The following is a 17,851-nucleotide window of genomic DNA, read 5'->3' as shown; positions in this document are numbered from 1 at the left end:
CCTTCGACAGGCTCAGGGACCGAGCACGAGTACCTAGGGACCGTGGACGGGTACTCAGGGACCGTGACCCCTCTTCCCCGGTGCGCTCAGCTCAGCGCGGCCTCGCGGTCGAGCAGCGACCGCTTGACGTCGAGTCCCCAGGCGAACCCGCCGAGCGTCCCGTCGGTCCGGAGGACCCGGTGGCACGGGACGAACAGGGCGGGCGCGTTCGTCGCGCAGGCGCTCGCCGCAGCGCGGACCGCCGACGGCCGCCCGCTCGCCGCGGCGAACTCCGTGTAGGTCACCGGGCGTCCCGCGGCGATCGTCCGCAGCACCGTCCAGGCGTGCGTGCGGAACGGGCCGCCGAACTGGGCGACCGGCACCACGTCGATCGCCGTCAGGTCGCCGTCGTAGTACGCGCGGACGGCGTCCATCGCCCCGATCGTCCCCGCCACCGTCTCGGCGGGGCGGTCGGCGGGTCGGATCCGTTCGAGCATGACGCCGATGTCGTCGGACCACCCTGAGGAGAGCACCGCCCCGTCCTCGCGCGCGAGGATCGTGAAGGGGCCGTCCGGGGTGTCGACGGTCTGGCTGGTCGCGGTGAGCAGTGCGCCGGACGCGTGACCGTCACCGCGGCGGATCCTCGTGCTGGAGATGATGGTGGTCATGCTGCTGGACCTTTCTCGAGGGCTGATGGTGCGGAGGACGGTGCCGGTGTGGAGGCCGCCTTCCACAGGTGGAGGCAGAGATAGGAGCGCCATGGGGCGAAGGCGTCCGCTTTCGAGGTGAGCGTGCGCGCGTCGGAGGGCAGACCGAGCCGGCCCGCACCCGTGCGGACGGCGACGTCGCCGGGCAGGAAGGCGTCGGGGTTGCCGAGCACCCGCATGCTGACGTAGTCGGCCGTCCACGGGCCGATCCCCTTCATGGCGAGCAGGCGGGCTCGGAGCTCGTCACGGTCGTCACCGAAGCCGATCGTGAGTTCACCGGACACGAGTGCCCGCGCGACGCCGAGCAGGCTGTCGATCCGCGCTCGGGGCCCGACGAGTGCGGCCTCCCCGCCGTTCGCGATCTGCGTCGCCGTCGGGAAGAGCCGGTGCAGTCCGTGTCGTTCGGGGACCGTCGTGCTCACCTCGTCCGCGACACGACGGAGCTGGGTGCGCGCCGCGGCCACGGTGATCTGCTGCCCGACCATCGCCCGGACCAGCATCTCCTCCGGGTCGACCGCCCCGGGGAGTCGGATGCCCGGTGTGGCCGCGACCGAGGCGGCGAGACGCGGGTCCGTCGCGAGGACGGCGTCGGCGGACGTGGGGTCGGCGTCGAGGTCGAAGAGCCGGCGGACCCGCGAGACGAGCACCGGCAGGTCGGCGAGGTCCGTCACCTCGGCGGTGAGTCGGAGGTCGTCGCCGACCTGCCGGACTTCGAACCACGCCGTGCCACCGGGGAGGGCGAGGAGCCGGGCGTAGTGGTCGGGGCCCGCGAGCTCGACGCCGTCCACCGCCCGTGGGGCGAGCCACGCGAAGACGCCCGCTGCGTCGAACGGGCGGCGGAACGGCAGGGTCAGGGTGATCGAGCCGGGGGCGTGTTCGCCGACCGTCCGGTGTTTCGCGCGTAGCTCACCGGGGGTGAGCTCGAACACCTCCCGCATCGTGTCGTTGAACTGCCGGATGCTCGAGAACCCGGCGGCGAAGGCGATGTCGCCGAAGGGGAGGTCGGTGCCGGTCAGCAGCTGTCGAGCACCCTGCGCACGGTGGGCACGTGCCAGCGCGAGTGGACCCGCGCCCAGCTCGGCGCTGAGGATCCTTGTCAGATGGCGGCTCGAGTACCCGAGACGCGAGGCGAGCCCGGGGACACCCTCGCGTTCGACGACGCCGTCGGCGATGAGGCGCATGGTGCGCGCGGCGACGTCGTTACCGAGGTTCCAGGCGGGCGTGCCCGGGACGGCCTCGGGCAGGCACCGTTTGCACGCGCGGAAACCGGCCTCGTGCGCTGCAGCGCTCGTCGCGTAGAAGGTGACGTTCTCCGGCTTCGGGGTCCGAGCCGGGCATGACGGCCGGCAGTAGATCCCCGTGGAGCTCACGGCCGTGATGAACTGCCCGTCGAAGCGCTGGTCGCGGGCTTGGATCGCGCGGTAGCGTTCGGCGAAGTCCATGCTCCGGGTGTCGTCCATGATCCGAGTCTGACACGCGCCACCGGGTCGGACGAGCGGAAATCGGACACGACAGTGGGGGCCGTCCGCGTCGGGTCAGTCGGCGCGGCTCACGCTCCGCGGAGCTTGTCGCTGAGCGCCGCGAGGGTCGCCATCTCCTGCGGGCTGAGCGAGGTGGTCACGCGTTCGGCGATCGTCGCACCGTGGGCGATGGCGACCGCACGGTAGACCTCGTATCCCGCGTCGGTCATGCGGACGAGGGTGCCGCGGCCGTCGTCCGGGTCGGGGCACTTGCCGACCAGCCCGCGCGCGACGAGCCGATCGACCAGACGGCTGATGCTCGGCTGCGAGAGCAGCACACTCGAGTTGAGGTCGCGCAGACGGATGCGACGATCGGGCTCCCGCGACATCGTGTGCAGGACGTCGTACTCGTTGAGTGAGATGCCGTGGCTCGGGAAGTCGTGCGAGATGTGGCGCATCACGTCGACCTGCGCGCGGAAGAGTGACTCCCACGCGGCGATCGCGAGTCGCCTCTCGTCCATACCTGCTCCCGCTGCCGTCCGACGATCCACCACCTGAATCTATCCTGGACGGACGTCGAGCCGCGCGTCGGGACGAGGTGGTTGCGATCCGTATCGTCTCCGGACATGACGAGAGCCGGTCGCAGAGGCTACGACCGGCTCTCTTTCCCTTGCACCAAGAGTGTCCTGCAATCACATTCCGTCAGCTGCCACAGCAAAACAACCAACGTTCCAAAACCATATAACGGATCGGTAACGAGCGGTAGTTATCAGAACGTTATTTTTACTGGGAGTTGTCCGAGTGCGCTACCAGCGCGGAGCGCGAACGCAGGACGAACCCCTGGAAGCCGGACGCAAGCCGATCCGCGTTCCTGTCGCAGCGGGGACCCTGCCGTCGGGTCAGTCCTGGGAGCCGCTCGGGACGACGTCGATCACGCGGACGGTGATGGACGGAGCGCCCTCGCCGGGGGACGAGGGGAGCCGGTCCGCGATGGCGCGGTGGACCGCCTGCGCGACGGCAGGGGAGGTCGCCTCAGCTGCCACGGAGATGTTGGTGTGGACGGTCAGGACACCTCTGACGCGCCTGACGCTCACCCGTGCCTGCTGGTCGGGCGAGCCGAGCAGCGCACCGACGCCCTCCTTGGCGGCCCGGAGCAGTGTGGGCTCGACGGCGGTCAACCCGTCGACGCCCGGTACCGCCAGCACCACGTCGTCGAGTGAGCTCGCGAGCGCTCCGAGATCGTCGTCCGTCTCCGTCAGGTCATGCATCGTCCCCCGCCTCTCCGATCTCGTCGGCCTCGAAGTGCAGGTCGTCGACGACGATGTCGAGTCCAGCCACGACGAGGTCCGTGTGCTGCTGGAGGCTGGCTGCGACCTCCTCGCGGAACAGCGAGACCGTCTCGGCGACCGACTTGCCCCAACCGATGCTCACGGTGACATGGAGCATGATCGGTTCGCCGATCACGGTGACGTCGCCCTCGAGCACGCAGCGACCCACGAGCACGCCGGGGGTGCGGTCGCCGGCACCGCGGACCAGCCCGCGGACCGTGCCCTCCGTGATGACGAGCGCCGCGTCGTCGTCGGATGCGGCGAACGGGATGTCGCGCCCGGCCTTCGCCTCGCGGCCGATGTTCTCCATGATCCCGCGGATCCAGTCCTGGTCGAGCGCGGTGACCGCCGCCTCGTCCGCCTCCCGCAAGGGCGTGGCCAGCGCGCGGACACGTCGAAGCGACCGGAGGATCCGCTGGCATTCCGGTGAGTCGTCGATCGACGGGTCGGCCGGCAGCATGTCGCGTTCGAGGTAATCCGTGAGGGCGTCGATGCCGTGCGCGCAGCCGCCCGGCTCACCCGGTCCGGGGCCCGGAATATCGGTGTTCATCGCCACCCCTCCATCTCCTTGACCAGTGTCGCCCGAGCCCGTGCGAGACTCCCTCGGACGCTGGCGACGCTCTGCCCCAGTTGTTCGGCGATCTCCTCGTACGAGTATCCGCCGATCTCTCGGAGCACCCAAGCCTGGTGCTGTCCGTGCGGCAGTCTGTCGAGTGCTGCTGACAGTGCTCCCAGCTGCGACGATGCCTCGGCCTTCCGTTCGGGTCCGTCGCGCTCCGGGGCCTCGATGATGGCGTCGTCGGTCGACTCGGTGTCCTTGCGCTGCCGCATGAGGTCGATCGCCCGACGGCTGACGATGCGCATCAGCCAGCTCTTGACCATCGCGCCGTCCTCGAGCGTGTCGATCCGCTTCCAGGCCGAGATGAGAGCCTCCTGGACGACGTCGTCGCCGTCCGCCGAGGAACGCGTGAGTCGCACGGCGTACGCCTTCATCATCCGGCCGTAGCGCGTGATGAGCACCTGGAACGCGCGGGTGTCGCCGTCGACGCACCGTTCGACGAGGGTGCGGTCGGTCGCCTGGTCGAGGAGGCCGGCCGATGTGCGCACTGGATCAGCTCCCACCGTCGCACCACCTCTCTGTTCCGGCCCGAGACGACTTCCGCCGATTTCGTCGTACCGGACCGTGACATCAGCGGGTCGGGCTCCGTCTCACTACTGTAGGCACAGAGCGGCGGTCCATGTGAACGCCCCCAGCACCACGACGGCATCATCACCGAGGAGACCGCACCATGAAGACCCCCAAACTCCGGTTGCCCGGGTTCTCCTCCACCCCGGAGGAACGCGAAGCCAGGCGCGCCAAGCACCAGGAAGCCAAGCAGGAGCGTGCGGCGAAGGCCGCCGCATCCTCCCCGCCGTCGGCCGCCGTGGTCGCCGCCCTCCAGCCGTCGGCTCCGAGCGTCCGTATCAACGCGTTCCGGATCGGACTCGTGGGTGGCATCGGCGTCCTCGTCGCGCTCGTGATCGGGAGCATCGTCTCGCAGCTCAGCACCACGCTGATCTACGTCGGCGTCGCGCTCTTCATCGCGCTCGGCCTCGACCCGCTCGTGTCATGGCTCGAGCAGAAGCTGCCGCGCGGCCTCGCCATCGCCGTCGTCTTCCTCGCCGTGATCGGCGCGTTCGTCGGGATCATCTTCGCCATCGTGCCGTTGCTCGTGACGCAGATCTCGAACTTCGTGAGCGACTACCCCCGGATCTCCCAGCAGTTCCTCAACAGTGACTTCGTCGCGTGGGTGCAGAACACGATCGGGAACACGCTCGACATCGACTCGGCGCTCAACGACGCGTTCTCCTTCCTTAAGGACCCCAACAACCTGCTGAACATCGGTGGCGGCATCGTCGCGGTCGGCGCGGGGGTCGCGTCGGGCATCACCGGCTCGATCATCGTCCTCATCCTGACCCTCTACTTCCTCGCCTCCCTGCGGTCGATGAAGGCCGTCACGTACCGATTCCTCCCCGCCTACCGCCGCGAGGGCTTCGCGCAGGTGCTCGAGGAGATCACCCAGGCCGTCGGGCGCTACGTGGTCGGACAGGTCGGACTCGCCCTGGTCAACGGCGTGCTGAGCTTCATCTTCCTCAGCATCATCGGAGCGCCGTTCCCGCCGCTGCTCGCCCTGCTGGCGTTCATCGGATCGATGATCCCGCTCGTCGGCACGCTCAGCGCCTCGATCGTGAACAGTGCGCTCTGCCTCTTCGTCTCGCCGGTGACGGCACTCATCGCGATCATCTACTACCTGATCTACATGCAGATCGAGGCGTACTTCCTCAGCCCGCGCATCATGAACAAGGCGGTCGCCGTCCCCGGAGCCCTCGTCGTGATCGCGGCGTTCGGTGGCGGCGCCCTCGGTGGCATCCTCGGAGCCCTCGTCGCGATCCCGGTCGCCGCGTCGATCATCATCATCGTGCAGAAGGTCGTCTTCCCGAGCCAGGACTCCAAAGTGGTACCGGAGAACAAACTCGGTGACGCCGAGACGGCGGCCGTCGGCACGAGTGCGGCGGCGAAGTGATGGCGGCCACGTCGTTCCCGGCCCTTGCGGCCGGCGCCCTGCTGCTGTCTGGTACAGCCGGTGTCGTCGCGCAGTCCGCCCGCACTGCGGTCGACATCGACATCCCCACGATCAGTGTCACGCCGTACCAGGCGATCGGCATCCCGATCGCGCTCGTCGGAGCGTTCTTCCTCGCGGTCGGGACGCAGTTGCAGTCCCGCGGTGTCGGCAAGGTGGAGGCGGCGTCGTCGGCCTTCGGTCTGAAGCAGCTGCCGCAGCTCCTCGGGCGTCCGTCCTGGCTCATCGGGACGCTGCTCCTCGGCCTGGCGATCGTGTTCCAGCTCGTCGCGCTCGGTTTCGCTCCGCTCATCGTCGTGCAGCCCCTGGGGGCGATCGCCCTCGTGATCACGGCGCTCCTGAACGCCAGGGTCACCCGGGTCAAGATCACGAAGGAGCAGACCCGCGCGATGGTGCTCTGCGTCGCCGGTATCGGTCTCTTCGTCATCGTCGCGGCGCTGTACGCGGTGGAGGAGCCGATCCGTCAGCCGCAGCTCATCATCATCCTCATCATGCTCGCGGTCGTGACCGCTGCACTCGCGGCGGCGTACGCCCTGTGGCGGCGGAAGCTGCACACCGTCTTCTACGTGGTCGCAGCCGGTGTGCTGTACGGCTTCGTCGTCACGCTCGCGAAGGTGGTCATCAACCGGGTGATCACGCAGAACTTCGAGGGGCTCACCGTCGTCGGCATCATCGGCCTGCTCGTGGCCGCCGGGCTCGGTGGCTTCTTCGTCCAGAAGGCGCACCAGAGCGGGCAGCCGGACCTCGTGGTCGCCGGACTCACCGTCGTCGACCCGCTCGTCGCGGTCGGCATCGGCATCGTGGTGCTGGGCGAGGCTTCGAACGCCCCCTGGTACGCCCTCGTGCTGTTCGTCGTCGCCGGAGCGGTGGCCGTGTTCGGCGTCTGGAAGCTCGCGATGCGACCGGTCCCGGCTCCCGGCGACAAGCCGAAGAAGCCCCGCGTCATCTGACGCAGAACCTTCGACGGGCCCGGTGAGTGGAACACCCACGCACCGGGCCCGTCGTCTCGTCGGTGGGGCCGCCGAACCGGCTCAGAACAGGTCGGGCGACGGGGTGCTGGCGTAGCGGATGGAGACGTCCGCGTGGCGGTCGAAGCGGTAGCCGACACCGCGCACGGTGCGGACGATGTCCTCGTAGCGGCCGAGCTTGGCGCGGAGGCGACGAACGTGGACGTCGATGGTCCGCTCGTTCGGAACCTCTTCGTCGTCGCCGGCGCGCCACAGCGAGGAGATGAGCTCCGCGCGCTCGATCGTGCGTCCCTCGCGGAGGACGAGGTATTGGAGGAGCTCGAACTCCTTGTACGTGAGCGGCGCGGCCTCGTTGTCGAGGACCAGGCGCTTCCGGGAGATGTCGACGACGACACCCGCGTGGGCACGGTCCTGCTCCTCCTCGTCGACCTCGTCACGGTGGGCCGCGAGTGCCGAGGGGTCCTGCAGGGCGAGCCGGACGACGTCGAGGTCGCGGCCGCCGGCACCGCGCGGGGCCAATGCGACGGCTGCGTGCGTCTCGGCCTCCGGGGCGAACTGGGCGGTCAGGGCCTTGATGGCCTCGACGATCTCACCGAGGCTCGTGCCGGCGGCCGCCGCCTTCGCCTCGTCGAGGCCGACGTAGAGGACGAAGCCTCGGGCTTCGGGGCCGGCCGGAACGGCACGGACGTGCGGGGTCGCGGCCCGAGGTGCGTCCTCGACGGCGGCGAGCTGGCGGGCGGGGCGGGTGGTCTGAACGGCTGCAAGAGACATGGGTGCGAGGTCCTCGGGAGTGATGATGCTGCGACGGATCGTGCGCGGTGCGCTCGGGGTGATCCCGCTTGCCTGTGGGCAGTTGCGGTCCCGCGATCCGGGAAGTGGCGCGTCGGCCGGGTGCGGACGGGGTGCGTCCGGGAGTCGGCTCACCTGGTGGGGGAGCGGCGGACTCGGAGGTGCTGGGAGCAGTGGAGCGGATCCGTGTGGATCGCTACCGGTGCTGGAGGAGTCGGATCAGCGACACATTCGACAGCACATGACAGCGCGGCCGGGCATCATCATGCCGGCGTTCCCAGGGGCCTCGAAGGAGGTCGGGGTGGGCGCGTTGGTCGTCATAGTCCGCAATACAACAGGAATCCCCCGGATCCTGTCAAGTGCGAGCGGAAGATGACGTTCTGTTACTCGGGGATTGCCAGCTGGCGGCACAACTGAGATGAGGCGGATCGTCGTCCAGCACGGGGATGGACGACGATCCGCCTCATGTCGGCGGGAGCAGGGGTCAGACGACGCCGTAGAGGCGGTCGCCGGCGTCGCCGAGCCCGGGGACGATGTACCCGTTCTCGTCGAGCTTCTCGTCGAGGGCGCCCAGGACGATCGTGACGTCCTTGCCGGCCGTCTCGGCCTCGAGGCGCTCGAGCCCTTCGGGGGCGGCGAGCAGGCAGATGGCGGTGACGTGCATCGCACCGCGCTGGAAGAGGAAGTCGATGGCAGCCGCGAGCGAGCCACCGGTCGCGAGCATCGGGTCGAGCACGAAGCACTGGCGGTCGGACAGGTCGTCGGGGAGGCGTTCCGCGTAGGTGGTGGGTTCGAGGGTCTCCTCGTTGCGCACCATGCCGAGGAAGCCCACCTCGGCGGTGGGGAGCAGCTTCACCATGCCCTCGAGCATGCCGAGGCCGGCCCGCAGGATCGGGACCACGAGCGGACGCGGCTCGCTGATCTTGACGCCGACCGTCTCGGTGACGGGCGTCTGGATCGTGATCTCCTCGACCGTGACGCCGCGCGTCGCCTCGTAGGCGAGCAACGTGACGAGCTCCTCGGTGAGGGCACGGAACACCGGTGAGGGTGTCGTCTTGTCGCGCAGCACCGTGAGCTTGTGGGTGATGAGTGGGTGGTCGGCTACGTGCACTCGCATACGATCAATCTAGTCGCTCGCGCGGCGACCAGGATTTCGGGGAGATGACGGATGCACGCACCGGCCGAGTTCGCCGTGTGGATGGACCTCGCCGTCGCCGAGGCCGAGGCGGCCCTCGCCAGCGACGACGTCCCGGTGGGCGCGGTCCTCGTCGCCCCGGACGGCACGGTCGTCTCCGTCGGGCGCAACGAGCGCGAGCTGCACACCGACCCGACCGCCCACGCCGAGGTGGTCGCCATCCGGGCTGCCGCGGCCGCGCTCGACGACTGGCACCTGACGGAGCTGACGCTCGTCGTCACGCTCGAGCCCTGCGTGATGTGCGCCGGCGCCATCCTCGCTGCCCGGATCCCAAGGGTCGTCTTCGGGGCCTGGGACGAGAAGGCCGGTGCGGTCGGATCCGTCTACGACGTCCTTCGCGACCGGCGACTGCAGCACCGCGTCGAGGTCTACGCGGGCGTGGAGGCCGAACGCTGCTCGACGCTCCTCACCGACTTCTTCCGGGGCGCGGACGGCGTCGGGGCCTCCTGAGGGCGCAGGCGGCCCCGGAGATCTCCATGCGTCGACACGATCGCTGACCGGATGCGGTTGCTCCCAGCACTTCCGGAGCCCGTTGTCGGCGGGTGATGGCAGGATCGCAGGATGCAACCCGGCGTGATCCTCGACATCATCCTCGTCGTCGTCCTGATCGGCTTCCTGATCCGCGGGTGGCGAGCGGGGCTCCTCGGGAGCCTCGGCGGGCTCGTCGGGCTGGCGGCCGGCGGGGTCGGCGCGTTCTTCGCGATCCCGCTCGTCGCCTCGTGGGTGCCGGACGCGGCCTGGCGTGGCTGGGCGGCCGTGGCGGCGGCGGTGGTCGTCCTCGCCGTCGGCTACACGATCGGTGCGTTCATCGGCGGGGCCATCGGCTCCGTCGTCCGCAAGACCCCGCTGCGCGGTCTGGAACGGCTGCTCGGCGCCGCCCTCAACCTCGTCGTCACCGCGCTCGTCCTCGTGACGGCGGCCCTCGGTGTCGGCTCCCTCGGCATCCCGCTGCTCGCCCAGGCGGTCGGGTCGTCCGCGGTGATCGGCACGATCGACCGCGTCACGCCCGTGCAGGTGAAGAGCACGCTCGCGCAGCTCCGCTCCACGGTGGTCGACGGCGGGGCCCAACGCGTCATCGAGGCGTTCGGCGGAACCGCGGACGTACCCGCCGCCCCGCAGCTCGACACCTCGACGCCGGCGCTGCAGACGGCCTCCGCGTCCGTGGTGCGCATCAGCGGCACGGCCGAGTCCTGCTCGCGGAGCCTCACCGGGAGCGGCTTCGTGTTCGCCGACGACCTGGTCATGACGAACGCGCACGTCCTCGCCGGCGTGACGAACCCGGTCGTCGAAGTCCCGGGGGCCATGCCCAGGGAAGGACGGATCGTCTACTTCGATCCGGTCGACGACCTCGCCGTCATCCGCGTCGACGACCTCGGCGCCCGATCGCTGCCGCTCGCACCGAATCCGGCTCCCGGCTCGAACGCCGTCGTCGCCGGGTATCCGTTCGGTGGGCCGTACACGGCCGGCGGCGCCCAGGTCATCCTGGTCGGGCCGAGCCTCGTCGCCGACATCAGTGGGAGCAACCCGACGAGTCGTCAGGTCGTGACGCTGTCGGGCACGGTGCAGCCGGGCAACTCCGGTGGCCCGCTCCTCACCGAGTCCGGTGAAGTGGCCGGCGTGATCTTCGCCCGCGACGCGAACTCCGCGCCGGTCGGGTACGCGCTCGCGATGGACGAGGTCCTGCCCGTCGTCGCGCTCGCCGGGTCGCTCCAGTCCGCGGTCCCGTCGGGTGCCTGCCTCGCCGACTGACGCGGCCGGGCACGTGCCGACGAGCATGCAGGTGCCTAGAATCGCAGGGTGAGTGAAACGATCAGCCTGCCCAGCATCGCCATCCTCGGAGCCGGTTCGATGGGAGGGGCCGTCCTCCGCGGTCTCGTCCAGCCGGGTGTCGAGGTCGACGGTGGCATCACGGTGACGAACCGGACGATCACCAAGGCGGAGGCTCTGGCCGAGCTGCCGGGCGTGACCTCGATCGCCCTCGAGCAGGACGCCGACGGCAACCGGCGGGCGGCAGCCGCGGCGAAGATCGTCCTGATCGGCGTGAAGCCCTACATGGTGGCCGACCTCCTCGCCGAGATCGCCGACACGTTGCAGCCGGGCACGATCGTCGTGAGCCTTGCGGCCGGCATCCGCGGTGCGGCCTTCGAGGCCGCCCTGCCGGAGTCGGTCTCGGTGTTGCGTTCCATGCCGAACACCCCGTCCTACGTGGGGCTCGGCGTCACCGGGCTCGCGCCGGGCACCCGGTCGAGCGAGGACGACCTCGCCATCGTCACCGCGCTCTTCGAGACCGTCGGCCAGGTGGTCGTCATCCCCGAATCGAAGATCGACGCCCTCAGCGCCATCTCCGGTTCCGGTCCGGCGTACGTCTACTACCTCATCGAGGAACTCACCCGGACGGCGATCGGCCTCGGGTTCACCCCGGAGCAGGCGTCCGTGATGGTCGACGGCACCTTCCGTGGTGCGACGGAACTCCTCGCGACGACGGGGGAGAGCGCCGAGCAGCTGCGGATCAACGTCACGAGCCCCAAGGGGACGACGGAACGGGCGCTCGCCGTGCTCGCCGAGGCGGGTTTCAGCGAGACGTTCGACCGTGCTGCGGCAGCCGCCATCGCACGCGCCGAGGAGCTGTCGGCGTCCTGACGGCGGCGATCCGATCAGTCGAAGGACCGCACGAAGCAGTCGAGGCCGGGTCTGCCGTCCCAGGACGCGACCGCGACGAAGCCGGACCGCCGGTAGAGCGCGATCGCGGCGGAGCGCCAGTGCCACACGGAGAGACGGACGGCGACGTCGCCCCGCTGCCGGGAGACGGTCGTCGCAGCCTCGAGCAGGGCTGCGGCCACGCCCCGGCGACGGGCGCGCGGGTCGACCCAGAGTCGCTTGAGCTCCGGCGACGGGCCCTCCGTCAGGACGACGCAGCCGAGCACCCGGTCGTCCTCGACGGCCAGGAGGACCTCCTCGGAGGCGAAGGCCGTGCCCGGGTCGGTGATCTCGGCCCGGTAGCGGTCGGGGAGGGTGGTCGTCGGAGCGGGCTCGTCCGGACGCGGCTCTCGGCCGAGGAGTTTCTCGTGCTCGGTCCGACGGTGGTACTCCTCGAGCAGCTCGGCGAAGCGATCTCGCCGATGGGCCGGAGCATCGGCCCGGCGTTCCACGACGATCATTCGCCGCTCGTCTCGTCGAGCCCGAGGACGAGCAGCAGCCGGTCGAGCGCGGCGACCTGGGCAGCGGCGTCGTAGTGGTCGTCGTCGGCTGTGCTCAAAGTGCTGACGCCCTCGATGAATCCGACGACGGCGGTGGCCGTCGCGGCGACCTCGGCCTCGGTGAGCTCGGGGCGGATCTCGGACACGAGGCGGCGGGTGCGCGCGACGAACACGCCGTGACCCGCACGGTGCCGTTCGGCGAGCACCGCGTCGTCGAGTGCCGCCGCGAGGTAACCGAGCCAGACCCGTGCCTCCTGGCGCGTCTCGTCCGTGAGGGACAGGGCCTGCCGGAGGACGGCGCGCAGGGCGTCACGCGGGGTCGCGGCCGCGGCTTCGAGCGCCTCGGTCCGCGCGGCCGTCCGCTCGTGGAGCAGATCGCGAGCGTGCAGCAGCAGCGCGCGCTTGTCGGGGAAGCGATGCAGGACGAGGCCGGTCGTGCACCCGGCCCGCTCCGCGACCGCGCGGAGGGTCAACCCGTGCGGCCCGCGTTCGCCCAGCACCTCCCAGACCGCGCGCGAGATCCGCGCCTGGGCCGCTGGGTCCTTGGTTCTTGCCATGTCGTGATCACCTCGGAACCGATGTTACCGTAATGCTTGTTACGGAATGACTGGAGAACGCGAATGACGATCAGGATCAGCCGGGTGGCCTGGGATGACGAGGCGGGCACCGCGCTGCGGGCCGCCCAGCGCCGCGAACTCGACGCCCGCTACGGGAGCGACGATCACGAACCCGGCACACCGCCGACCGCAGCCGACATCACGCTCTTCCTACTCGCCAGCGACGTCGACGACACCCCGCTGGGCTGCGGCGGCCTGCGGATGCTCGGTGAGGACCGGGCGGAGATCAAACGCATGTTCGTCGTGCAGCAGGCCCGGGGGACCGGCGTCGCCACTGCGCTCCTGCGGGCACTGGAGGACGAAGCGCGGTCGCTGGGTCTCGGTGAGCTCCTCCTCGAGACCGGCACGGAACAGCCGGACGCGATGCGGTTCTACGAGCGCGAGGGATACCACCTGATCGAGGCGTTCGGGCCGTACGTCGACGAGCCGCAGTCACGCTGTTACGCGCGCAGCCTGAGCTGAGGGGGCTTCAGCCCTCGAGCGAGGCGAAGCGCTCGATGTCGGCCGACGTGCCGGAGACGATGATGAGGTCGTGGTTCGACACGACGGTGTCGGCGGTCGCGTAGGTGAAGGGCTTCCCCGGTGACTTCACCCCGACGACGGTGATCCGGTACTTCGTCCGGACACCCGACTCCGTCAGGTTCAGCCCGCGGATGGGCTTCGGCGGGTACATCTTGACGAGCGCGAAATCGTCGTCGAACTGGATGAAGTCGAGCATGCGGCCCGACACGAGGTGGGCGACGCGTTCGCCGGCCTCGCGCTCGGGGTAGATGACGTGGCTCGCCCCCACCCGGGCGAGGATCTTGCCGTGCGACTGCGAGACGGCCTTGGCCCAGATCTGCGGGATCTTGAGGTCGACGAGGTTGGCGGTGATGAGCACGCTCGCCTCGATCGAGGAGCCGACCGCGACGACCGCGACCGAGAAGTCCTGCGCGCCGATCTGCCGGAGCGCCTCGATGTTCTTCGCGTCGGCCTGCACGGTGTGCGTGACCCGGTCGGACCACTTCTGCACGAGGTCGGAGTTGTCGTCGATCGCGAGCACCTCGCGGTCGAGCCGGTCGAGTTCGCCGGCGCAGGCCGCACCGAACCGACCGAGTCCGATGACGAGGACCGGGGCGTCGTGCTTGATGCGGTCAACCAACGATGGGCCTCTCTTCGGGACGTTTGAACAGCTGGCCGCTCTGACTCGCGGCCACGGCTGCAGCGAGTGTCACTGTACCAACGCGGCCCAGGAACATGGTGACGGCGAGGACGTACACCCCGGCGTCGGGCAGGTCCGCGACGAGGCCGGTGCTCAGCCCGACGGTCGCGAAGGCGGAGATGACGTCGAACAGCACGTGGTCGAGCGGAGCCTTGGTGATCTGCAGGATGACGATCGTGGACAGGGCCACGATCGTCGCGCCCCAGAGGACGACGCTCACGGCGACGCGAAGCACGTCCTGCGGGATGCGCCGGCGGAAGACCTCCACACCCTCGCGGCCGCGGGCCTCGGCGAACGCCGCCAGGAACAGGACGGCGAGCGTCGTGACCTTGATCCCGCCGGCGGTCGAGGCAGAGCCGCCGCCGATGAACATGAGCATGTCGGCGACGAGCAGGGTCGAGCCGTTGAGGTCGCCGATGTCCACGGTGGAGAAGCCGCCCGACCGGGTCATGGCCGACAGGAAGAACCCCTGGAAGATCGTGTCCCAGAGGTTCCACTTGTTCCAGGTCTCGGGGTTGTTGAACTCGAGCAGGATGAAGGCGAGCGCTCCGGCGAAGAACAGGATGATGGTCGTGACGAGCGTGAGCTTGACGTGCAGCGACCAGCGGCTCGGCCGACGGAAGTTGCGGCTCAGCGCGTAGATGACCGGGAAGCCGATGCTGCCGAGGAAGACCCCGAGCATGAGGATGCTGAGGAACCAGTAGTCGTTCTCGAACGCCGCGAGGCCCTCGGCGTTCGGCGTGAAACCGGTGTTCGTGAAGGCCATGGCCGCGTAGTAGACGCTGTTCCAGGCGGCGTCCCACGGGTTGATGCCGTCGAGCAGCATGCGCGGGAAGAGCAGGACCGCCAGTGCCGCCTCGATCACGAGCGCGCTGACGGCGACGGTGACGAGCAGGTTGCCGATCTCCCCGAGGCGGACGGCCTGACCCTCGGCGACGGGGCCGTGGTGCGACCGCAGGGGGTTCGTGTCGCTCGCCGCCATGAGCTTCTGGCGGAGCCCGAGTCGTCGGGCGATCACGAACCCGAGGATCGAGGCCAGGGTCAGGACGCCGAGCGCGCCGATCTGGACGCCGATGAACACGAGCACGTGACCGAAGAGGGACCAGTGCGTGGCCATGTCGACGGTCGAGAGCCCGGTGACGCAGATGACGGAGACGGCGGTGAAGAGCGCGTCGGCGATCGGGGTCACCTGGCGGTCGGCGCTCGCGATGGGGAGTGAGAACAGCATCGTGAAGACGAAGATCAGGAAGCTGAACACGAGGATGGCGAACCGGGAGGTCGACTTCGCCGCGAAGTCGCTGACGGCCTCCCGGACCCTCGCGAGGCCGTGGCGCACGATGATCTCGGGACGACGACCCATGGCATTGCCGCTCATCTGACCCCTCAACACCTCAGGACTGCGCCGGAGGCAATGGTACTCCGTGCGCTCCATCACTATCGTTGGACCATGGCCGACATTTTCGACGTGATCGCTGACACCACCAGGCGGGACATCCTCGCGCTGCTGCTCGAACGGCACGGTGGCACCGGGACGAGCGTCTCAGAGATCGTCGCGCAGCTCGGCCTCAGCCAACCGACGGTGTCGAAGCACCTCAAGGTCCTGCGCGAAGCAGAGCTCGTGGAGGTGCGCGAGGAGGGCCAGCACCGCTACTACAGCCTGGACTCGGCGCCGCTCGAGGACGTGGAGGACTGGCTCATCCCGTTCCTCAGCGTCGACTACCAGGACGACGGTGTCGATTTCGCGGCGTTGTCGCTGCCGGACCAGGCCAAGGCGGTCGCCGGATCGGTCGGCAAGGTCGCGGCGGACGTGACCCACGCGGTGCAGTCGGTCACGAAGAAGCTCCGCCCCTAGGCCGGCCTCGCATACCGTTCACACAGGGGATGTACAGGGCGGGCGTCGGACCTCTAGAGTTGCCATGCGGCGTTCCGGTCCTCGGGGCGCCGTTCAAGCAGGTTTCCAGAGGCGTAGGAGGGGTTCGATGACGCAGGACACTGCCGACGTCCGCTTCCTCACCGTGGCCGAAGTCGCCGAGATGATGCGGGTGTCCAAGATGACCGTGTATCGCCTGGTGCATTCGGGGGAGCTCCCGGCCATCCGGTTCGGGAAGTCGTTCCGAGTGCCGGAGACCGCCGTCGACGCCGTCCGGCAGCGCCCGGTCGCCGACGCCGGCTGAGGCGTTCCCCGCTCCTAGCAGCCTGCAGGCGTACGGCGTGTGAACGACGCGCGCTGCAATCGGCTAGACTGGCAACAAGACTTGTTCTCTTCGGTCGCGATCCCTGCGGCCAAGCCCCCCAATTCTGTGAGGTAAATCCGTGGGTTCTGTTATCAAGAAGCGCCGCAAGCGTATGGCGAAGAAGAAGCACCGCAAGCTGCTTCGCAAGACCCGTCACCAGCGCCGCAACAAGAAGTAGCCGGCTGCTCCGTTCGGAGCGCCTGACGACTCTTCGTCCACCGGAAGCGCCTGCCCAATGGGGTACGGCGCTTTCTGGCGTTGTCGAGGTGATCGTCTCGTCGCCGGTCGTGGCGTGGGATCCCCGCGGGTCGAGCGGCGTCGAGGTTCCTCCACAGGCGAGGCCGGAGGGGACTGATCCACAGCGCGTCGCGGCACGCGATCCGTCGGCCCGAGATCGTCGGCGGTCCTTCGTACGGTGTTCGCATGACCCGCGATCTTCCTCCAACCGCCCGCCGCAACCGACGCGAGCTCGCCTACCGGGTGCCGTTCGTCGTCGAACGAGACGACGCGCCTCGCTATCGACTCCGGAACGTCGGTGACGAAGCCGTGCACTGGGTCGTGCTGCGCCTGAACGGGCCCGGACTCCTCGCCCCACTGGAACCGTGTCGCCTGACGCCTGGCAGCGCTCTGGAGTTCGAGGTGTTGGGCACCGAGTTGGCCCGCGCGACCAGTGTGCAGGTGTCCTGGTTCCGTCCCGGCGGTCACCAGTACCTCTGGCGGGTCACCTTCTGACGGACGCCATCCGGTGGAGGGGAGTGGTCTCCGATGCGCGGATCAGCGTTCCTGGTCGCGGCGAGCGGCCAGCAGGTCGCGGGCCGTCAGCTTGTGCGCCCGGCCCGGGTACATGTCCGCGTTGAGGCCCGTGATGAACGGGGCCGGGTCGAGGTCGAGCGCGGTACTCAGTCGGACGAGCGTCTCCACGCTCGGGTGCACCTGCCCTCGCTCGATCTTGCCGATGTTCGTCCAGTGCATCCCCGCCAACACGCCCAGGTCCTCGAGGGTCAGCTGTCGCTCGTTGCGGGCGGCCCGCAACCGCTCGCCGAGGATGGTCGCGGCTTCCGAATGTGTAGGCATCACTCAATGACAACGGACCTCGACCGGCGCATGCCAGAGCGTCTGTGTCGGGTGGATACGCCACCTATGGTTCTCGTTCCTGGGTTCAACGGCATCATCACTCCGGCATCGTGCCAGATGTCGTGAAGAAACACCACACGTGTCGGATCTCTGGACGTGCTGCGGCCTCGAGCACCCCGTACAGTTGAGGAGGTGTCCACTCTGCACGTCACGCTCATCGGCAAGCCCGGCTGTCACCTCTGCGACGACGCGCGAGCCGTGATCGACGAGGTGGTCGCAGGCCTCCCGTCCGACGGCCCCACGATCGAACGCGAGGAGCTCTCGATCCTCGACGATCCGGCGCTCCACGACCGCCACTGGGAGGAGATCCCCGTCGTCCTCATCGACGGCAGGGTCCACAACTACTGGCGCATCGACCCCGACCGCCTGCGGTCCGCGCTGCTCGCCGACTGATCCGCACGACCATCCATCCACATCGACC

24 protein-coding genes are annotated in these 17,851 nt (G+C 69.3%); 11 read left to right on the top strand and 13 right to left on the bottom strand.

Features of this window, described 5'->3' with window-relative positions; all coding sequences use genetic code 11:
• Nucleotides 1-86: 86 nt before the first annotated feature.
• From AC4PMY_RS12820 to AC4PMY_RS12795, 6 genes are all read right to left on the bottom strand, one after another.
• A complete protein-coding gene (locus AC4PMY_RS12820; RefSeq protein WP_083397103.1) occupies nucleotides 87-647 on the bottom strand; it encodes a methylated-DNA--[protein]-cysteine S-methyltransferase in 561 nt (186 codons plus the stop codon).
• Nucleotides 644-2,146 (bottom strand): DNA-3-methyladenine glycosylase 2, encoded by a 1,503-nt coding sequence (locus AC4PMY_RS12815; RefSeq protein WP_071258639.1) that lies wholly within the window; start codon nucleotides 2,144-2,146, stop codon nucleotides 644-646. Before AC4PMY_RS12815 ends, AC4PMY_RS12820 begins: the two co-directional genes overlap by 4 nt.
• 89 nt (nucleotides 2,147-2,235) lie before the next feature.
• Nucleotides 2,236-2,667, bottom strand: coding sequence for a MarR family winged helix-turn-helix transcriptional regulator (locus AC4PMY_RS12810; RefSeq protein ID WP_064294625.1), 432 nt, complete (start codon nucleotides 2,665-2,667; stop codon nucleotides 2,236-2,238).
• Between the two features lie 378 nt (nucleotides 2,668-3,045).
• The gene (locus AC4PMY_RS12805; RefSeq protein ID WP_071258642.1) at nucleotides 3,046-3,414 is read right to left on the bottom strand and encodes a hypothetical protein; all 369 of its coding nucleotides are present in this window, start codon (nucleotides 3,412-3,414) and stop codon (nucleotides 3,046-3,048) included.
• On the bottom strand, nucleotides 3,407-4,024 hold the full coding sequence (locus AC4PMY_RS12800; protein WP_071259268.1) for an Asp23/Gls24 family envelope stress response protein: 618 nt from the start codon (nucleotides 4,022-4,024) through the stop codon (nucleotides 3,407-3,409). Before AC4PMY_RS12800 ends, AC4PMY_RS12805 begins: the two co-directional genes overlap by 8 nt.
• Entirely contained in the window at nucleotides 4,021-4,581 is a 561-nt protein-coding gene (locus AC4PMY_RS12795; protein ID WP_064294623.1) for an RNA polymerase sigma factor, read from the bottom strand. Before AC4PMY_RS12795 ends, AC4PMY_RS12800 begins: the two co-directional genes overlap by 4 nt.
• A gap of 182 nt (nucleotides 4,582-4,763) precedes the next feature.
• Here AC4PMY_RS12795 and AC4PMY_RS12790 point away from each other — a divergent pair, with 182 nt between their 5' ends.
• The gene (locus AC4PMY_RS12790; protein ID WP_064294622.1) at nucleotides 4,764-6,038 is read left to right on the top strand and encodes an AI-2E family transporter; all 1,275 of its coding nucleotides are present in this window, start codon (nucleotides 4,764-4,766) and stop codon (nucleotides 6,036-6,038) included.
• Nucleotides 6,038-7,045, top strand: coding sequence for a DMT family transporter (locus AC4PMY_RS12785; protein ID WP_079003302.1), 1,008 nt, complete (start codon nucleotides 6,038-6,040; stop codon nucleotides 7,043-7,045). The genes AC4PMY_RS12790 and AC4PMY_RS12785 overlap by 1 nt, the downstream gene beginning before the upstream one ends.
• Nucleotides 7,046-7,126: 81 nt before the next feature.
• Here the strand turns inward: AC4PMY_RS12785 and AC4PMY_RS12780 are convergent, their stop codons facing one another.
• Together AC4PMY_RS12780 and upp are read right to left on the bottom strand one after the other, a co-directional pair.
• Entirely contained in the window at nucleotides 7,127-7,834 is a 708-nt protein-coding gene (locus AC4PMY_RS12780) for a winged helix-turn-helix domain-containing protein (protein WP_064294621.1), read from the bottom strand.
• A 502-nt stretch (nucleotides 7,835-8,336) separates the two neighbouring features.
• Entirely contained in the window at nucleotides 8,337-8,969 is a 633-nt protein-coding gene (gene upp, locus AC4PMY_RS12775) for a uracil phosphoribosyltransferase (RefSeq protein WP_064294620.1), read from the bottom strand.
• Between the two features lie 51 nt (nucleotides 8,970-9,020).
• On the opposite strand from upp, the gene tadA reads away from it, so the two are divergent.
• The 3 genes from tadA to proC all read left to right on the top strand — a co-directional run bounded on the left by tadA (nucleotide 9,021) and on the right by proC (nucleotide 11,687).
• Nucleotides 9,021-9,497, top strand: coding sequence for a tRNA adenosine(34) deaminase TadA (gene tadA / locus AC4PMY_RS12770; protein ID WP_064294619.1), 477 nt, complete (start codon nucleotides 9,021-9,023; stop codon nucleotides 9,495-9,497).
• A gap of 111 nt (nucleotides 9,498-9,608) precedes the next feature.
• Complete coding sequence (locus tag AC4PMY_RS12765) at nucleotides 9,609-10,796, top strand: MarP family serine protease (RefSeq protein WP_491622893.1); 1,188 nt, start codon at nucleotides 9,609-9,611, stop codon at nucleotides 10,794-10,796.
• 48 nt (nucleotides 10,797-10,844) lie between these two features.
• Nucleotides 10,845-11,687: a pyrroline-5-carboxylate reductase gene (gene proC, locus AC4PMY_RS12760; RefSeq protein WP_121292615.1), complete on the top strand. Its 843-nt coding sequence runs from the start codon at nucleotides 10,845-10,847 to the stop codon at nucleotides 11,685-11,687.
• Nucleotides 11,688-11,701: 14 nt separating this feature from the next.
• On the opposite strand, the gene AC4PMY_RS12755 is transcribed toward proC, so the two are convergent.
• Together AC4PMY_RS12755 and AC4PMY_RS12750 are read right to left on the bottom strand one after the other, a co-directional pair.
• Nucleotides 11,702-12,205 (bottom strand): GNAT family N-acetyltransferase, encoded by a 504-nt coding sequence (locus AC4PMY_RS12755; RefSeq protein WP_071258644.1) that lies wholly within the window; start codon nucleotides 12,203-12,205, stop codon nucleotides 11,702-11,704.
• The gene (locus tag AC4PMY_RS12750; RefSeq protein ID WP_071258646.1) at nucleotides 12,202-12,801 is read right to left on the bottom strand and encodes a TetR/AcrR family transcriptional regulator; all 600 of its coding nucleotides are present in this window, start codon (nucleotides 12,799-12,801) and stop codon (nucleotides 12,202-12,204) included. The genes AC4PMY_RS12755 and AC4PMY_RS12750 overlap by 4 nt, the downstream gene beginning before the upstream one ends.
• Nucleotides 12,802-12,864: 63 nt before the next feature.
• On the opposite strand from AC4PMY_RS12750, the gene AC4PMY_RS12745 reads away from it, so the two are divergent.
• Nucleotides 12,865-13,323 carry a GNAT family N-acetyltransferase gene (locus tag AC4PMY_RS12745; protein ID WP_064294615.1) on the top strand — a complete coding sequence of 153 codons (459 nt, stop codon included), beginning with the start codon at nucleotides 12,865-12,867 and terminating at the stop codon, nucleotides 13,321-13,323.
• 7 nt (nucleotides 13,324-13,330) lie between these two features.
• Here AC4PMY_RS12745 and AC4PMY_RS12740 read toward each other — a convergent pair whose 3' ends face one another.
• Nucleotides 13,331-14,002 (bottom strand): potassium channel family protein, encoded by a 672-nt coding sequence (locus tag AC4PMY_RS12740; protein WP_056013885.1) that lies wholly within the window; start codon nucleotides 14,000-14,002, stop codon nucleotides 13,331-13,333.
• The gene (locus AC4PMY_RS12735; RefSeq protein ID WP_064294614.1) at nucleotides 13,995-15,437 is read right to left on the bottom strand and encodes a TrkH family potassium uptake protein; all 1,443 of its coding nucleotides are present in this window, start codon (nucleotides 15,435-15,437) and stop codon (nucleotides 13,995-13,997) included. Before AC4PMY_RS12735 ends, AC4PMY_RS12740 begins: the two co-directional genes overlap by 8 nt.
• A gap of 72 nt (nucleotides 15,438-15,509) precedes the next feature.
• Between AC4PMY_RS12735 and AC4PMY_RS12730 the strand changes: the two genes are divergently transcribed.
• The 4 genes from AC4PMY_RS12730 to AC4PMY_RS12715 all read left to right on the top strand — a co-directional run bounded on the left by AC4PMY_RS12730 (nucleotide 15,510) and on the right by AC4PMY_RS12715 (nucleotide 17,028).
• Nucleotides 15,510-15,914 carry an ArsR/SmtB family transcription factor gene (locus AC4PMY_RS12730; protein ID WP_064294613.1) on the top strand — a complete coding sequence of 135 codons (405 nt, stop codon included), beginning with the start codon at nucleotides 15,510-15,512 and terminating at the stop codon, nucleotides 15,912-15,914.
• A 127-nt stretch (nucleotides 15,915-16,041) separates the two neighbouring features.
• Nucleotides 16,042-16,236 (top strand): helix-turn-helix domain-containing protein, encoded by a 195-nt coding sequence (locus AC4PMY_RS12725; protein ID WP_064294612.1) that lies wholly within the window; start codon nucleotides 16,042-16,044, stop codon nucleotides 16,234-16,236.
• 139 nt (nucleotides 16,237-16,375) lie between these two features.
• Nucleotides 16,376-16,474, top strand: a complete 99-nt coding sequence (locus tag AC4PMY_RS12720) for a 30S ribosomal protein bS22 (protein WP_003792170.1) — start codon at nucleotides 16,376-16,378, stop codon at nucleotides 16,472-16,474.
• Nucleotides 16,475-16,719: 245 nt separating this feature from the next.
• Nucleotides 16,720-17,028 (top strand): hypothetical protein, encoded by a 309-nt coding sequence (locus tag AC4PMY_RS12715; RefSeq protein ID WP_064294611.1) that lies wholly within the window; start codon nucleotides 16,720-16,722, stop codon nucleotides 17,026-17,028.
• A gap of 42 nt (nucleotides 17,029-17,070) precedes the next feature.
• Here AC4PMY_RS12715 and AC4PMY_RS12710 read toward each other — a convergent pair whose 3' ends face one another.
• Nucleotides 17,071-17,370 carry a helix-turn-helix domain-containing protein gene (locus tag AC4PMY_RS12710; RefSeq protein ID WP_064294610.1) on the bottom strand — a complete coding sequence of 100 codons (300 nt, stop codon included), beginning with the start codon at nucleotides 17,368-17,370 and terminating at the stop codon, nucleotides 17,071-17,073.
• Nucleotides 17,371-17,562: 192 nt separating this feature from the next.
• On the opposite strand from AC4PMY_RS12710, the gene AC4PMY_RS12705 reads away from it, so the two are divergent.
• Nucleotides 17,563-17,823 carry a glutaredoxin family protein gene (locus tag AC4PMY_RS12705; RefSeq protein ID WP_064294609.1) on the top strand — a complete coding sequence of 87 codons (261 nt, stop codon included), beginning with the start codon at nucleotides 17,563-17,565 and terminating at the stop codon, nucleotides 17,821-17,823.
• Nucleotides 17,824-17,851 lie beyond the last annotated feature (28 nt).

The sequence above is a fragment of the Plantibacter sp. MDV22-iso1 genome (assembly GCF_058408345.1).
Note: the sequence above shows the minus strand (reverse complement) of the source record. Positions and strands in the feature narration are given on the sequence as shown.

What these genes read in the sequence shown, in the direction of transcription:
- AC4PMY_RS12820 (WP_083397103.1), bottom strand. Translation starts at nt 647, where the DNA reads ATGACCACCATCATCTCCAGCACGAGGATCCGCCGCGGTGACGGTCAC.
- AC4PMY_RS12815 (WP_071258639.1), bottom strand. Translation starts at nt 2,146, where the DNA reads ATGGACGACACCCGGAGCATGGACTTCGCCGAACGCTACCGCGCGATC.
- AC4PMY_RS12810 (WP_064294625.1), bottom strand. Translation starts at nt 2,667, where the DNA reads ATGGACGAGAGGCGACTCGCGATCGCCGCGTGGGAGTCACTCTTCCGC.
- AC4PMY_RS12805 (WP_071258642.1), bottom strand. Translation starts at nt 3,414, where the DNA reads ATGCATGACCTGACGGAGACGGACGACGATCTCGGAGCGCTCGCGAGC.
- AC4PMY_RS12800 (WP_071259268.1), bottom strand. Translation starts at nt 4,024, where the DNA reads ATGAACACCGATATTCCGGGCCCCGGACCGGGTGAGCCGGGCGGCTGC.
- AC4PMY_RS12790 (WP_064294622.1), top strand. Translation starts at nt 4,764, where the DNA reads ATGAAGACCCCCAAACTCCGGTTGCCCGGGTTCTCCTCCACCCCGGAG.
- AC4PMY_RS12785 (WP_079003302.1), top strand. Translation starts at nt 6,038, where the DNA reads ATGGCGGCCACGTCGTTCCCGGCCCTTGCGGCCGGCGCCCTGCTGCTG.
- AC4PMY_RS12780 (WP_064294621.1), bottom strand. Translation starts at nt 7,834, where the DNA reads ATGTCTCTTGCAGCCGTTCAGACCACCCGCCCCGCCCGCCAGCTCGCC.
- upp (WP_064294620.1), bottom strand. Translation starts at nt 8,969, where the DNA reads ATGCGAGTGCACGTAGCCGACCACCCACTCATCACCCACAAGCTCACG.
- tadA (WP_064294619.1), top strand. Translation starts at nt 9,021, where the DNA reads ATGCACGCACCGGCCGAGTTCGCCGTGTGGATGGACCTCGCCGTCGCC.
- AC4PMY_RS12765 (WP_491622893.1), top strand. Translation starts at nt 9,609, where the DNA reads ATGCAACCCGGCGTGATCCTCGACATCATCCTCGTCGTCGTCCTGATC.
- AC4PMY_RS12755 (WP_071258644.1), bottom strand. Translation starts at nt 12,205, where the DNA reads ATGATCGTCGTGGAACGCCGGGCCGATGCTCCGGCCCATCGGCGAGAT.
- AC4PMY_RS12750 (WP_071258646.1), bottom strand. Translation starts at nt 12,801, where the DNA reads ATGGCAAGAACCAAGGACCCAGCGGCCCAGGCGCGGATCTCGCGCGCG.
- AC4PMY_RS12745 (WP_064294615.1), top strand. Translation starts at nt 12,865, where the DNA reads ATGACGATCAGGATCAGCCGGGTGGCCTGGGATGACGAGGCGGGCACC.
- AC4PMY_RS12735 (WP_064294614.1), bottom strand. Translation starts at nt 15,437, where the DNA reads ATGAGCGGCAATGCCATGGGTCGTCGTCCCGAGATCATCGTGCGCCAC.
- AC4PMY_RS12730 (WP_064294613.1), top strand. Translation starts at nt 15,510, where the DNA reads ATGGCCGACATTTTCGACGTGATCGCTGACACCACCAGGCGGGACATC.
- AC4PMY_RS12725 (WP_064294612.1), top strand. Translation starts at nt 16,042, where the DNA reads ATGACGCAGGACACTGCCGACGTCCGCTTCCTCACCGTGGCCGAAGTC.
- AC4PMY_RS12715 (WP_064294611.1), top strand. Translation starts at nt 16,720, where the DNA reads ATGACCCGCGATCTTCCTCCAACCGCCCGCCGCAACCGACGCGAGCTC.
- AC4PMY_RS12710 (WP_064294610.1), bottom strand. Translation starts at nt 17,370, where the DNA reads ATGCCTACACATTCGGAAGCCGCGACCATCCTCGGCGAGCGGTTGCGG.